General features: G+C 62.4%; 11 protein-coding genes. 7 read left to right on the forward strand and 4 right to left on the reverse strand.

Annotated elements, in window-relative coordinates:
- The first annotated feature begins 1 nt into the window (after window position 1).
- From ACR0MM_RS12540 to ACR0MM_RS12550, 3 genes are read left to right on the forward strand one after another with little or no spacing between them, the layout of a single operon-like run.
- A complete protein-coding gene (locus ACR0MM_RS12540; RefSeq protein WP_480696481.1) occupies window positions 2–1,096 on the forward strand; it encodes a microcin C ABC transporter permease YejB in 1,095 nt (364 codons plus the stop codon).
- Complete coding sequence (locus tag ACR0MM_RS12545; protein WP_170342380.1) at window positions 1,097–2,203, forward strand: ABC transporter permease; 1,107 nt, start codon at window positions 1,097–1,099, stop codon at window positions 2,201–2,203.
- On the forward strand, window positions 2,200–3,777 hold the full coding sequence (locus ACR0MM_RS12550; protein WP_170342383.1) for an ABC transporter ATP-binding protein: 1,578 nt from the start codon (window positions 2,200–2,202) through the stop codon (window positions 3,775–3,777). The genes ACR0MM_RS12545 and ACR0MM_RS12550 overlap by 4 nt, the downstream gene beginning before the upstream one ends.
- Here ACR0MM_RS12550 and ACR0MM_RS12555 read toward each other — a convergent pair.
- Window positions 3,774–5,702: an elongation factor G gene (locus ACR0MM_RS12555; RefSeq protein WP_480696483.1), complete on the reverse strand. Its 1,929-nt coding sequence runs from the start codon at window positions 5,700–5,702 to the stop codon at window positions 3,774–3,776. The two genes, ACR0MM_RS12550 and ACR0MM_RS12555, sit on opposite strands and share 4 nt — an antisense overlap.
- 212 nt (window positions 5,703–5,914) lie before the next feature.
- On the reverse strand, window positions 5,915–7,270 hold the full coding sequence (gene hemN, locus ACR0MM_RS12560) for an oxygen-independent coproporphyrinogen III oxidase (RefSeq protein ID WP_480696485.1): 1,356 nt from the start codon (window positions 7,268–7,270) through the stop codon (window positions 5,915–5,917).
- 61 nt (window positions 7,271–7,331) lie between these two features.
- On the opposite strand from hemN, the gene fnrL reads away from it, so the two are divergent.
- A complete protein-coding gene (fnrL, locus tag ACR0MM_RS12565; RefSeq protein WP_170360914.1) occupies window positions 7,332–8,075 on the forward strand; it encodes a transcriptional regulator FnrL in 744 nt (247 codons plus the stop codon).
- On the opposite strand, the gene ACR0MM_RS12570 is transcribed toward fnrL, so the two are convergent.
- On the reverse strand, window positions 8,072–8,944 hold the full coding sequence (locus tag ACR0MM_RS12570; protein WP_480696487.1) for a LysR family transcriptional regulator: 873 nt from the start codon (window positions 8,942–8,944) through the stop codon (window positions 8,072–8,074). The genes fnrL and ACR0MM_RS12570 overlap by 4 nt on opposite strands.
- 98 nt (window positions 8,945–9,042) lie before the next feature.
- Here ACR0MM_RS12570 and ACR0MM_RS12575 point away from each other — a divergent pair, with 98 nt between their 5' ends.
- Together ACR0MM_RS12575 and ACR0MM_RS12580 are read left to right on the forward strand one after the other, a co-directional pair.
- Entirely contained in the window at window positions 9,043–10,365 is a 1,323-nt protein-coding gene (locus ACR0MM_RS12575; protein ID WP_480696489.1) for an aminotransferase class I/II-fold pyridoxal phosphate-dependent enzyme, read from the forward strand.
- A gap of 58 nt (window positions 10,366–10,423) precedes the next feature.
- Entirely contained in the window at window positions 10,424–10,678 is a 255-nt protein-coding gene (locus tag ACR0MM_RS12580) for a GlsB/YeaQ/YmgE family stress response membrane protein (protein ID WP_170365008.1), read from the forward strand.
- 51 nt (window positions 10,679–10,729) lie between these two features.
- Here ACR0MM_RS12580 and ACR0MM_RS12585 read toward each other — a convergent pair whose 3' ends face one another.
- Window positions 10,730–11,569, reverse strand: a complete 840-nt coding sequence (locus ACR0MM_RS12585) for a universal stress protein (protein WP_480696491.1) — start codon at window positions 11,567–11,569, stop codon at window positions 10,730–10,732.
- Window positions 11,570–11,765: 196 nt separating this feature from the next.
- Here ACR0MM_RS12585 and ccoN point away from each other — a divergent pair, with 196 nt between their 5' ends.
- Window positions 11,766–13,373 (forward strand): cytochrome-c oxidase, cbb3-type subunit I, encoded by a 1,608-nt coding sequence (gene ccoN, locus ACR0MM_RS12590; protein ID WP_093964421.1) that lies wholly within the window; start codon window positions 11,766–11,768, stop codon window positions 13,371–13,373.

The raw sequence follows: 13,373 nt of genomic DNA on the forward strand, positions 1-13,373 counted from the left end.
CATGGGCGCATATATTCTTCGACGCCTGTTGCTGGTCATTCCGACCCTTCTGGGCATCATGATCGTCAACTTCACGCTGGTGCAGTTCGTACCTGGCGGTCCGGTCGAGCAGATCATCGCCCAGATCGAAGGGCAGGGCGATGTGTTCGCGGGTTTTGCGGGGTCCGGTGACGCGGGCGCCGGGGCCGAACCCGGCGGTGGCGTCTTCGATGACAAATACGTGGGCGCCCGCGGCCTGCCGCCGGAATTCATCGCCGAACTGGAGAAGGAATTCGGCTTCGACAAGCCTCCGGTCGAGCGGTTCCTGAACATGATGGGCAACTACCTGACGCTGGATTTCGGCGAGAGCTACTTCCGCTCGGTTTCGGTGATCGACCTTGTGCTGGAAAAGATGCCGGTCTCGATCTCGCTGGGCCTGTGGTCGACGCTGATCGCCTATCTGGTCTCGATCCCGCTGGGCATCCGCAAGGCGGTCAAGGATGGTTCACGGTTTGACACATGGACCAGCGCGACGATCATCGTGGCCTATGCGATCCCCGGCTTCCTGTTCGCGATCCTGCTGCTGGTGCTGTTTGCGGGCGGCTCCTACTGGCAGATCTTCCCGCTGCGCGGGCTGACCTCGGACAATTGGGAAGACCTCAGCCTGCTGGGCAAAGTGGCCGACTATTTCTGGCACATCGCCCTGCCGACCATCGCACTGACGATTTCCGCTTTTGCCACGCTGACGCTGCTGACCAAGAATTCGTTTCTGGACGAGATCAAGAAACAATACGTCATGACCGCCCGCGCCAAGGGGCTGAGCGAGCAGCGCGTTCTGTACGGCCACGTATTCCGCAACGCGATGCTGATCGTGATCGCCGGTTTTCCGGCGGTGTTCATCGGCGTGTTCTTCGGCGGGTCGATCATCATCGAGACGATCTTCTCGCTGGACGGCTTGGGCCGTCTGGGCTTTGAGGCCGCGGTGGCGCGCGATTATCCGGTGATCTTCGGGACGCTGTTCGTTTTCGGTCTGCTCGGTCTGGTCGTCGGCATCATCAGCGACCTGATGTATGTGCTGGTCGACCCGCGCATCGATTTCGAGAAACGCGAGGGGTAAATGGCACTTTCTCCTCTGAACCAGCGCCGCTGGCGCAATTTCTGCCGCAACCGCAGGGCCTTTTGGTCGCTGATCATCTTCTCAGTGCTGTTCGGCCTGTCGCTGTTCGCGGAATTCATCGCCAATGACAAACCGATCCTGGTGAAGTATCGGGGCGAGTTCTACACGCCCATCTTCAACTTCTACGCCGAGACCGAGTTCGGCGGCGACTTCCAGACCGAGGCGATCTATCGCGACCCCGAGGTCCGTTGCCTGATCGACAGCGGCGGGCTGGAAGACTGTTTCGACGACCCCGAAGGCATCATCGAGCAGATCGAGGCGGGGACGTTCCAGGCCGAAGGATTCGAGCGCGGCTGGGCGATCTGGCCGCCGATCCCCTATTCCTACAACACCAGCGTCGACCGTCCCGGTGCGGCGCCCCTGCCGCCCAACGGGCAGAACCTGCTGGGCACCGACGACACCAAACGCGACGTTCTGGCGCGCGTCATCTACGGATTCCGCCTGTCGATCCTGTTCACCCTGATCGTCACCGGCGCGGCCAGCCTGATCGGTATATTTGCCGGCGCGCTGCAGGGCTTTTTCGGCGGCTGGCTGGACCTGATCTTCCAGCGCATCATCGAGATCTGGTCGGCGACGCCCTCGCTTTACGTCATCATCATCATGTTCGCGGTGCTGGGGCGAAGTTTCTGGCTGCTGGTGTTCCTCATGATCCTGTTCTCTTGGACAGGTCTGGTGGGCGTGGTGCGGGCCGAGTTCCTGCGCGCCCGCAATCTGGAGTACGTGCGCGCGGCCAAGGCGCTGGGCGTGGGCAACCTGACCATCATGTTCCGCCACATGCTGCCCAACGCGATGGTGGCCACGCTGACCTTCATGCCCTTCATCGTGACCGGCACGATCGGGGGGCTGGCCAGCCTCGATTTTCTGGGCTTCGGTCTGCCGTCCTCGGCGCCCTCGCTGGGCGAGTTGACTCTGCAGGCCAAGCAGAACCTGCAGGCGCCATGGCTGGCCTTCACTGCCTTTTTCACCTTTGCCATCATGCTGTCGCTGCTGGTCTTCATCTTCGAAGGCGTGCGTGACGCGTTCGACCCGCGAAAGACCTTCTCATGAGCTTGCTGGATGTGAAAAACCTCAAGGTCTCGTTCCGTCAGGACGGGCAGGTGACCACGGCGGTTCGGGGCGTGTCGTTCCATGTCGATCGCGGGGAAACTGTGGCGCTGGTGGGCGAATCCGGGTCGGGAAAATCGGTCACCGCGCTGTCCACCGTGTCGCTGCTGGGCGACAGCGCGATCGTCGAAGGGTCGGTCACCTATGACGGGCAGGAGATGATTGGCGCATCCGAGCAGCGCCTGATGGAGGTGCGCGGCAACGACATCAGCTTCATCTTCCAGGAGCCGATGACCTCGCTGAACCCGCTGCACACGATCCAGAAGCAGATGGCGGAATCGCTGGCCCTGCACCAGGGTCTGACGGGCGACGCGGCGCGCGCCCGGATCGTCGAATTGTTGAACAAGGTCGGTATCCGCGACCCCGAGGAACGGCTGGACGCCTATCCCCATCAGCTTTCCGGCGGACAGCGGCAGCGGGTGATGATCGCCATGGCGCTGGCCAACAAGCCCGACATCCTGATCGCGGACGAGCCGACCACTGCGCTGGACGTGACGATTCAGGCGCAGATCCTCGAACTGCTGGCCGAACTGCAGAAATCGGAAAACATGGGGATGCTGTTCATCACCCATGATCTGGGCATCGTGCGACGCATCGCTGACCGGGTCTGCGTGATGAAGGATGGCGAGATCGTCGAGACCGGCCCCGTGGCCGAGATCTTCGACAACCCTCAGCACCCCTATACCCGCAAGCTGCTGGCGGCCGAACCCACGGGCATACCCGACCCGATCGACCCCGCCGCCGAAGAAGTGGCCCGGACCGAGCATCTGAAGGTCTGGTTTCCGATCCAGCGCGGGTTCCTGAAGCGCACGGTCGGCTATGTGAAGGCGGTGAACGACGCCACACTCAGCGTGCGGGCGGGCGAAACCGTTGGGATCGTGGGCGAAAGCGGCTCGGGCAAGACCACGCTGGCGCTGGCGATCATGCGGCTGATCGCCTCCGAGGGCGGGATCACCTTCCGCGGGCAGGATGTGCGCCGCTGGTCCACGCGCGAGCTGCGCCGCTTGCGCAAGGACATGCAGATCGTGTTTCAGGACCCGTTCGGCAGCCTTAGCCCGCGGATGACCTGCCAGCAGATCATTGCCGAGGGTCTGGCGATCCACAAGGTCGACCCGCACCGTGCCCCGCGCGAACTGGTGGCCGAGGTGATGACCGAGGTGGGCCTGGACCCGGCGGCCATGGACCGCTATCCGCACGAGTTTTCGGGCGGGCAACGCCAGCGCATCGCGATTGCCCGCGCCATGGTGCTGCGGCCCAAGCTGCTGGTGCTGGATGAACCGACCAGTGCGCTGGACATGACGGTGCAGGTGCAGATCGTCGAATTGCTGCGCGACCTGCAGAAGAAATACGGGCTGGCCTACCTGTTCATCAGCCACGACCTGAAGGTGGTGCGGGCGATGTCACACAAGGTGATCGTCATGCGCAACGGAGACGTGGTCGAGATGGGCGCTGCCGAAGATCTTTTCGTCAACGCCCAGGATGACTATACCCGCGAACTGATCGCTGCGGCAGGCTAGGCGTTGGCCGCTTCGCGCGCCGCCGATTTCGGCGCCGGGCCGCGCAGCTCTTCATAGTGGTCGAACTGCAGCTTGACCCAGCCGGTGCCGCGTGTGGCGCTGGCCAGTGTGCGGTGTAGTTCGTCCTCGGCCACGGCGGGCAGTTGGGCGTTGAATATCTCCCAGCCCGGCGCGTTCGGGTTGCCCTCGAACCCGAGTACCTGCCCCTGAAGCGAGCTGATCGTGGGCACCAGATCGCCCACGAAGGCCGACGGAACGTGGATCTCGGCGTTCAGGATCGGCTGCAACACGACGGGCTTGGCCTGTGGCAAGGCTTCGCGCACGGCGTTCTTGCCGGCTGTCCGGAAGGCAAAATCGGAACTGTCCACGTTGTGATGCTTGCCGTCATGCAGCGTGACCTTTACATCGACCACCGGAAAGCCCTCGGGGCCCTGCGCCAATGCATCGACCGCGCCTTGTTCGACCGAGGGGATATAGTTCTTGGGCACGGCGCCGCCCTTGACCACCTCGTCGAATTGAAATCCCGATCCGCGCGGCAGCGGCGCGACCGAGATCACCACATCGGCGAACTGCCCCGCTCCGCCGGATTGCTTGCGGTGGCGGTGTCGGTGTTCGACCGTGGCGCGGATGGTCTCGCGATACGCGGTCTCGACCGGAGAGGTTTCGATCTCGATCCCGAAATCCTCGGCCAGCTTGGCGACCACCCGCCGCATGTGCTGCGGCCCTTGGGAACCGAGAACGGCGTGGCCGCTCAGCTCGTCCTGTTCCAGCGTCAGGCCCGGGTCGATCTCGACCAGCCGGGACAGCGCGTTGGACAGGCGCACGTCGTCGCGTTCATGGGCCGGCGACACCACCTGCCGATAGGCGACCGGATGCGCCGTGGCCCAATCCGGCAGCGGCGTGGAGCCGCTGCTGTCATAGATATTGCCGGGGTTGAGGTGATCGGATTTCACCGCCAGCCCGATCTCGCCGGCCTTCAGCCCGTCGATCTGGGTCTTGGCGTCCAGCGCGGTCAGGTTGCCAACGGTTTCGCCGCCCAGCGGGTCATGCGCCTTGATCCCGTCGCCCAGCCCCCGCAGGACGGTGATCTTGCCGATGTGCTTCTTGACGTCGGCAAAACCGGCGATGGCGCGGGCGGCCTCGGGCGCCGCGTCGCGGTCGGCGGCGATGTCGAATTCGGGCGCCTCGTGCCGCAGGGCCTTCATCAGGCGGGTCAGCCCGTTGCCATGGCTGGCCGCGCCCAGGCAGGCCGGGATCAGCTGGTGGTTCTGCAACACCTGCGCTGCCAAGTCATAGATCTCGGCGCTAGGCGGCTGTTTGTCCTCGATCAGCTGCTCGAGCAGGTTGTCGTCGAAATCCGACAGGGTTTCGAGCAGCTCGGTGCGGGCTTCGGCCTCGCGATCGGCCACCGACTGCGGCAGTTCGATCAGCGCCGAGGGCTGACCTTCCTGATATTTCCACGCGCGCTCCGAAATCAGGTCGACGGCCCCGATGATGGTTTCGCCTTCACGGATCGGAACCTGCCGCAAGGTGATGTGATGGCTGCAATAGGTCTGCAGCGCGGCGATGATGTCGCGGATGCGGCCGTTAGGGTTGTCCATCCGGTTGATAAACAGAAAACAGGGAATGCCCGCTTCCTCGACCAGCCGCAGGTAGGGGGCGCATAGAACGGCCGCGTCCGGGTCCGGCGGAACAACCACCACCGCCGCGTCGGAAATGGCCATGGCGGGCCCGGCATAGGCCAGCGCATCACCGCCGCCATCCACATCGATCGCGCACCACGGTTCGTCCAGATAAGAAAAACCGTGCAGATGCACGGTTCCGGATAGGTCGAATGTGGTGGGCCGGCCATCAAGGCGACTGATGGCCTCGACCAGTGTTGTCTTGCCCGATTGGCTGGGGCCGAGGACGGTAAAAACGCGCATGGGTGCTGTCCCTTCGTCAAGTTGCAGAGTGGCTGCGCGAAAGGACCTGTCGGACGCAGATGCGCCGGCGAGTTTTGTCTGAATGATGGCCTGCCTCGGCGTCGGGCGGCCTGCCGCCCGCCTTCCGAGTGTGGGGAAAACCCACCGCGCGCGTCAACCCCCCGCTTTTTAGCATTGTGGCGACTGGCCGGCACGCGGCCTGCCGCCTGTCGTCAGATCGCCGAACTGTGGCCTGCCTTGCTCAGGTCATAGGCGTCGAAGGTGCGGGCGATCATCCGGGTCAAGGCGCGCGCCTCGGGCGGGATGAACAGCCCGTCATCGGTGACTTGCAACAGCCCGTCGAAGGCGTCATTGGCGCGCTGGTACATCGCGGTCAGCTCGGCTGCCGAGATGTCGTGGTCGCGCAGGATTTCTGCCGTTTCGATGCGGAAGTCGCACATCAGGGCCTCGATCAAACGGGCGCGCAGAATGTCCTGATCCTTGAACAGATGCCCGCGCGAGGTCGAGAACCGGCCTTCGCGCACCGCTTTGGTATGGGCCGACGTGGCTGGTGCGTTCTGCGCATAGCCCTGCGGGAAGCGCGAGATCGAGCTGGCGCCGACGCCGATCAGAACCTCGGCCTGATCGTCGGTATAGCCCTGGAAGTTCCGCTTGAGCCGCCCGGCTTTCAGCGCGTGGGTCAGCCCGTCATCCTTGGTAGCGAAATGGTCGATGCCGATTTCTTCGTAATTGTCCCACAGGAACAGACGGCGGGCGGTGTCGAACAGATCAAGCCGCTGTTCCGGCGTCGGCAAGGCGTCGGACGGGATCAGCTGCTGGCGTTTCGCCATCCACGGCACATGCGCGTAGCCATAAAGGGCCACCCGGTCGGGGTTGAGCGACAGTAGCTTTTGCACGCTTTCGGTCATCCGCGCCTTGGTCTGGTGCGGCAGTCCGTACAGGATGTCAGCGTTCAGGCTGGGCACGCCGCGCTCGCGGATCATGTCGATCGCTTCGCGGGTGGTGTCATAGCTCTGGATGCGCCCGATCGTCTTCTGGATCTCGTCGTCGAAATCCTGAACCCCGATCGATGCGCGGTTCATCCCGGCCTCGGCCAGCGCATCCAGACGGGCGGCGTCCACCTCGTTGGGGTCGATCTCGACCGAGAATTCCGCGTTGGGTCCAAGTGGGACGATGCCCAGAATATGCGCGGCCAGTTCGCGCATCAGGTCGGGGTTCAGCAGAGTGGGCGTGCCCCCGCCCCAGTGCAGCCGCGACAGGGTCACCCCGCTGGGCAGGCGCGCGGCCAGCAGGTCCAATTCGGCCTTGAGGACATCGACATAGGCGATGACGGGGTTGTCGGTCTGGGTGCCCTGGGTGCGGCAGGCGCAGAACCAGCACAGCCGGCGGCAGAACGGCACATGGACATAGAGCGAGATCGAACTGCCTGGCCGGATGGCGGAGATCCAGTCGCTGAACATGTCGGGCCCCACGTCATTGCTGAAGTGGGGGGCGGTCGGATAGCTGGTATAACGCGGTACCTTCGCGTCAAATAGTCCGAGCTTTGCCAATTGAGGTTTTACTATCATGACGACACCGGTATAGGCTCGACGACCAGAAAACCTTGACCGAGATCAAGTGGACGCGCGCATGACACTTAATACCCTCGTTGACCACTCCAATTGCGAAGATTGCCCAATTCGGCATCGAGCCGTCTGCGCGCGCTGCGATGCGGACGAGTTGGTCGCGTTGGAAGAAATCAAGTATTACCGCAGCTTCGAGGCCGGTCAGACGATCATCTGGTCGGGCGATCAGATGAATTTCGTAGGCTCGGTTGTGTCCGGGATCGCGTCTCTGACCCAAACCATGGAGGACGGGCGCACCCAGATGGTGGGCCTGCTGCTGCCCAGCGACTTCGTAGGGCGGCCGGGGCGCGACTCGGCGCCTTATGACGTTCAAGCGACCACTGACGTGGTCATGTGCTGTTTCCGCAAGAAACCGTTCGAGGACCTCATGGGCAGCACACCGCATATTGCCCACCGCTTGCTGCAGATGACGTTGGACGAGTTGGACGCGGCGCGTGAATGGATGCTGGTTCTTGGCCGCAAGACCGCGCGAGAGAAGATCGCCAGCCTGCTGTCGATCATCGCACGCCGGGATGCGTCTGCCAGCCAGAAGGGCTCATCCGGCCCCATCGTCTTCGACCTGCCGCTGACCCGCGAGGCGATGGCCGACTACCTTGGTCTGACACTGGAGACAGTCAGCCGTCAGATTTCTGCGCTTAAAAAGGATGAAGTGATCCTGCTGCAGGGCAAGCGCCACGTGACCGTACCGGATATCGGCCGCCTGATGGAAGAGGCCGGGGATGATTCGGACGGCGGGTTTCTGGTCTAAGCGGTTTTTCTGAGCCACTCGACGACGCGCCCGACCGGTGTCTGCGATCGGACGGCACGTGGCGACCACAGCTTGAGCCTGTCGGGAAGAGTGACCGCCGTTTCGAACGGAGCCACAAGTCGACCGCTGTCCAGATGCGGCTGAACCAGCGCTTTGTGCCCCATCAACACACCCGCACCGTTCAGCGCTTCTTCGACCGCCAGCGCGTACAAGGAGAAGACCGGCCCGCGGGGTGTGAACGCCCATCCGGGGCGCGCCGCCGCCACCCATGTTTGCCAATCGTCGAACCAGGTCGAATCGGACAGGCAAGTCACATTCGCCAAGTCCTCGGGCGTAGTCAGGCGACTCGCCAAGGCCGGCGCGCAAATCGGAAAGATGGCGTCTTCGGCGATGGGGTCCCCCAAATCTCCGCCAAAAAACAGGTAGATGTCGAAGGGCGCGCGCTTGAGGTTGGGCGGGGTTTCCTCGGCCGTGAGCGAAACTTCGATTTCCGGCTCTGCGGCTCGAAGTTCGGGCAACCTTGGCGACAGCCACAGCTGTGCAATCGATGGCAGCGTCACGATATGCACCACCTGCGGCTGTGCCTGGGCGCGCATGGCCAATGTGGCTTGTCCCAAGGTGTCGAAGGCCTTGGTCAGGTCCGGCAACGCCTTCTGTCCCAGCGCGGTCAGGGCAACGCCTCTTGCGGTGCGCTCGAAAAGGGGCGCACCGAGTTCGTCTTCCAACGTTTTGACATGGGCTGATACCGCGCCTGCGCTGACGCCAAGTTCCGTAGCCGCCGCCGAGAATCCGCCCAGGCGGGCTGCGGCCTCGAACGCCCGCAGCGCGTTCAGAGGTAGGGGTTTGGGGCGCGGTGGAGCAACGGGCATGGATTTAGGCTCAATTTTTCTGACCCTAATTTTTCGCAAAACTGATTTGCGCGCAAGTCAGGATCTTTGCATCGTTGGCCGCAGAGACGGAGGATCAGATGCAGCACCTTGCTCACCGTGCCTGGGTTCCGGGCCACTGCGAAAACCTTGTTCAGACCATCGCCCGGAAGGTTGCCGACAGCAGCTCGGAGGCGATCGAGGCCCGGATCGACGCGTTGATCGCGCGAAACTCGGATATTCACGATGCCGAGTGTTTCAATCTGAACCCGGCGACAAATGTCATGAATCCGAGGGCCGAGGCGGCACTGGCCGCGGGTCTGGGCAGTCGTCCATCTTTGGGCTATCCGGGCGACAAATACGAGATGGGTCTTGAGGCCATCGAGGAGATCGAGGTGATCGCGGCCGAGCTTGCGGCCCGCGTGTTCAACGCGCGATACGCCGAAATCCGAGTGGCATCCGGCGCCTTGGCCAATCTGTATGGCTTCATGGCTCTGACACGGCCGGGCGATACGATCATCGCGCCTCCGGCCGCGATCGGCGGGCATGTCACCCACCATGAGGGTGGCTGCGCAGGGCTTTATGGTCTGCAAACGGTCAATTCACCAGTGGATGCGGACGGGTACAGTCTGGATCTGGCCGCTCTGCGCGACATGGCCAGAACGCACCGGCCCCGGTTGATCACCGTCGGTGGCTCGCTGAACCTGTTTCCGCATCCTGTGTCGGCCGTGCGCGAAATTGCCGACGAAATCGGGGCCAAGGTTCTGTTCGATGCGGCCCACCAATGCGGGATCATCGCCAGCGGGGCTTGGGCGAATCCGTTGGATGAAGGCGCGCATCTGATGACGATGAGCACCTACAAAAGCCTGGGCGGCCCGGCGGGTGGGCTGATCGTAACCAACGACGCCGAAATTGCCGAACGGCTGGACGCCATTGCATTTCCCGGAATGACGGCCAATTTCGATGCCGCGAAATCGGCGGCTCTGGCAATCTCATTGCTGGACTGGGTCGACTTCGGGCCGGCCTATGGACAAGCGATGATCGATCTTGCGCAGGCAATGGCCAGCAAGATGGAAGATCAGGGATTGCCAGTGTTCAAAGGGGCTGGTGGAGCCACCACCTCGCACCAATTCGCGCTGAAGGCCGCAGACTATGGGGGCGGGCAGGCGGTTTCAAAACACCTGCGGCGGGCTGGGTTCCTGGCATGTGGTATCGGTTTGCCTATCGCCCCGGTTGCGGGTGACATGAACGGATTGCGGATCGGAACGCCCGAATTGGTCCGGCGGGGCGTGACCCCCGAACATGCCGGAGAACTTGTGGCCCTGTTCGCCGAGGCGCTGTCGGCCGATGATCCCGCATCGGTCGCGCCCAAGGTGCGGGATCTGCGATCCGGGTTCCAGGGGATGCACTACGTTCGTGCGTGACCCAACGGCCCGGCCGTGTTCTAATGCCTTTGCGTGAAACAATATTCAGGAGCAAGGCATGGAATTCGGTAGCCTATTGGCAATGCTGTTTGTCGGCGCGATCGCGGGCTGGTTGTCGGGCAGGATCATGAAGGGCCGCGGCTTTGGCGTGATCGGGAACATCATCGTCGGGATCGTTGGCGCTTTTCTCGCCGGAACGATTTTTCCCGCGCTCGGGTTTTCCGTCGGCGGCGGTATGATGTCGTCGATCTTCTTTGCAACGATCGGAGCTGTGATCCTTCTGTTCCTGATCGGTTTGGTCAAAAAGGTCTGACGAAATAACCGCCCCGTCTGGGGCGGTTATTTATTTTGCCGCGCCCGTAGTTCAGTGGGCCAGGAAAACCGGAACCGAGGACTGTTCCAACATGTTCCGGGTCGCGCCACCCAGAATGGCCTCGCGGAACCGCGAGTGACCATAGGCGCCCATCACGATCATGTCGGCTTCGACGTCTGCGGCGTGACGGTTCAGAATGTCGGACACACGTGTCATCGTCTTGCTCAGCACGTCGATTTCGCATTTCACGCCATGGCGGGACAGCATTTGCGACAGCATACCGCCCGGGTCCGAGCGATCAGGGCCGTGACGCGGCGGATCGATCACAACGATCCGGGTCAGTTCGGCCGCTCGCAGGAACGGCAGCGCGCGCCGAATGGCATTCATCGCCTCGACACTCTCATTCCAGCCGATCAGCACCGTCCGAGGGCTGGCAAACGGTTTCGCGTTATCCGGGACCACCAGAACCGGGGCGTGCCCCTCGAACATGGCGGCTTCGATGATCGGTTCGGCCTCGGCGCCGCGATCCTTGCCATAGGGCTGCGGCAGAACGACAAGGTCCGAGAAACGGGCCCGATGCGCGACGTGCCGACCCAGATCGGCGATCTGCGCCACGCCGTTCTCAGCGGACCAGCGTACGCCTGACTTGCCCAGGAAATCCTCGGCAAAGGCAAGCACTTCATCGGCCTCGGCATTTGCACGCTTCAAGGTTTCCTGAAGGATCAGGGCGTTTGCGCCCGCGTAGTAGTAGCCGGTCTGGCTACGGTCGACACCGAGGCACAGCGCTTCGGCATGGCCGTCCTGCGCTTCGGCCAAGGCGACCAACTGGGCCAGAGCCGGCTTGGCAAACTTGGTTTCCGTCATGACGGTGAGAAGAGATTTATAAGCCATTTCGACCTCGTGTTTCGGGTTCTGAAACCTGTGCGACCAGGTAACCCATTCATTTGCTTATGCCTGTCACAGTTTTCAGGCTATTGTCTTGATGCAGATCAAAGCAGCATTGGTTGTGCATGGATCATACAGCAACCAGTCAACGAAAGCTCTATGCGGCACAAGAATCGCCCGGAGCATGGCAAAGGGACGCAATATGTCGAATTACATCAAGCTGATCGCGCTTGGTCTGGTCGTGCTGTTCGCAGCGATCGGATCCAACTATGCGCGGGATTTGGCGTATCAGGTGCACGCGATACTGGTGATGCTCATCGCCGGTGGCCTGTTCATCTGGACGCTGCGAAACACGGATGAGCCGGATATTCTTGTCGATCGTTCGGGTGAGTACATGGATGGCGTGATCCGCTATGGCGTGATCGCAACCGCCTTTTGGGGTGTCGTAGGGTTCCTGGTGGGAACTTTCATCGCGTTCCAGCTGGCCTTTCCGGTGCTGAACTTCGAATGGGCGCAGGGGCTTCTGAACTTTGGCCGGTTGCGCCCGCTGCACACATCAGCGGTCATTTTCGCGTTCGGCGGCAACGCCCTGATCGCCACATCCTTCTATGTCGTGCAGCGCACGAGCGCCGCGCGTCTGTGGGGCGGCAACCTGGCCTGGTTCGTGTTCTGGGGGTATCAGCTGTTCATCGTTCTTGCTGCGACCGGCTATGTGCTGGGCGGAACCCAGTCCAAGGAATATGCCGAGCCTGAATGGTATGTGGACCTGTGGCTGACCATCGTCTGGGTGGCCTATCTGGCCGTGTTCCTGGGGACGATCGTCAAGCGGAAAGAGCCCCACATCTATGTGGCGAACTGGTTCTACCTGGCGTTCATCGTTACCGTCGCGATGCTGCACCTGGTCAACAACATGACCATTCCGGTCAGCATCTGGGGTTCGAAATCGGTCATCGTCTGGTCGGGCGTTCAGGATGCCATGATCCAGTGGTGGTATGGGCACAACGCTGTGGGCTTCTTCCTGACCGCGGGATTCCTGGGCATGATGTACTACTTCATTCCCAAGCAGGCCGAACGCCCGGTCTTCAGCTACAAACTGTCGATCATCCACTTCTGGGCGCTGATCTTCCTGTATATCTGGGCTGGTCCGCACCACCTGCACTATACCGCGCTGCCTGACTGGGCCTCGACGCTGGGCATGGTGTTCTCGGTCGTGCTGTGGATGCCTTCGTGGGGTGGCATGATCAACGGCCTGATGACTCTGTCGGGCGCTTGGGACAAGCTGCGTACCGACCCGGTCATCCGCATGATGGTGATCTCGGTCGGCTTCTACGGCATGTCCACCTTCGAAGGTCCGATGATGTCGATCCGCGCGGTGAACTCGCTGTCGCACTACACCGACTGGACCATTGGTCACGTACATTCCGGCGCGCTGGGCTGGAACGGCATGATCACCTTTGGTGCGCTGTACTTCCTGGTGCCGGTTCTTTGGAAGCGCGAGCGTCTGTACTCGCTGCAGATGGTCAGCTGGCACTTCTGGCTCGCCACCATCGGCATCGTGCTCTACGCCGCGTCGATGTGGGTCACCGGTATCATGGAAGGCCTGATGTGGCGCGAAGTGGATGCCAACGGCTTCCTGGTGAACTCGTTCGCCGACACCGTGGCGGCCAAGTTCCCGATGTATGTGGTGCGTGCGCTGGGCGGTGTTCTGTTCGTCGCTGGTGCGCTGATCATGTGCTACAACCTGTGGATGACCGTCCGGCGGGCTCCGGCCAAAGAGGCCAGCCTGACCGTCGCGGTCCCGGCTGAATAA

It is taken from the genome of Ruegeria sp. BC6, assembly GCF_056539185.1.

Excerpts from the sequence above, each read along its gene's own strand:
- ACR0MM_RS12555 (WP_480696483.1), bottom strand. The coding sequence starts at position 5,702 with ATGCGCGTTTTTACCGTCCTCGGCCCCAGCCAATCGGGCAAGACAACA.
- ACR0MM_RS12575 (WP_480696489.1), top strand. The coding sequence starts at position 9,043 with ATGCAGCACCTTGCTCACCGTGCCTGGGTTCCGGGCCACTGCGAAAAC.
- ACR0MM_RS12585 (WP_480696491.1), bottom strand. The coding sequence starts at position 11,569 with ATGGCTTATAAATCTCTTCTCACCGTCATGACGGAAACCAAGTTTGCC.
- hemN (WP_480696485.1), bottom strand. The coding sequence starts at position 7,270 with ATGATAGTAAAACCTCAATTGGCAAAGCTCGGACTATTTGACGCGAAG.
- fnrL (WP_170360914.1), top strand. The coding sequence starts at position 7,332 with ATGACACTTAATACCCTCGTTGACCACTCCAATTGCGAAGATTGCCCA.
- ACR0MM_RS12540 (WP_480696481.1), top strand. The coding sequence starts at position 2 with ATGGGCGCATATATTCTTCGACGCCTGTTGCTGGTCATTCCGACCCTT.
- ACR0MM_RS12550 (WP_170342383.1), top strand. The coding sequence starts at position 2,200 with ATGAGCTTGCTGGATGTGAAAAACCTCAAGGTCTCGTTCCGTCAGGAC.
- ccoN (WP_093964421.1), top strand. The coding sequence starts at position 11,766 with ATGTCGAATTACATCAAGCTGATCGCGCTTGGTCTGGTCGTGCTGTTC.
- ACR0MM_RS12570 (WP_480696487.1), bottom strand. The coding sequence starts at position 8,944 with ATGCCCGTTGCTCCACCGCGCCCCAAACCCCTACCTCTGAACGCGCTG.
- ACR0MM_RS12545 (WP_170342380.1), top strand. The coding sequence starts at position 1,097 with ATGGCACTTTCTCCTCTGAACCAGCGCCGCTGGCGCAATTTCTGCCGC.
- ACR0MM_RS12580 (WP_170365008.1), top strand. The coding sequence starts at position 10,424 with ATGGAATTCGGTAGCCTATTGGCAATGCTGTTTGTCGGCGCGATCGCG.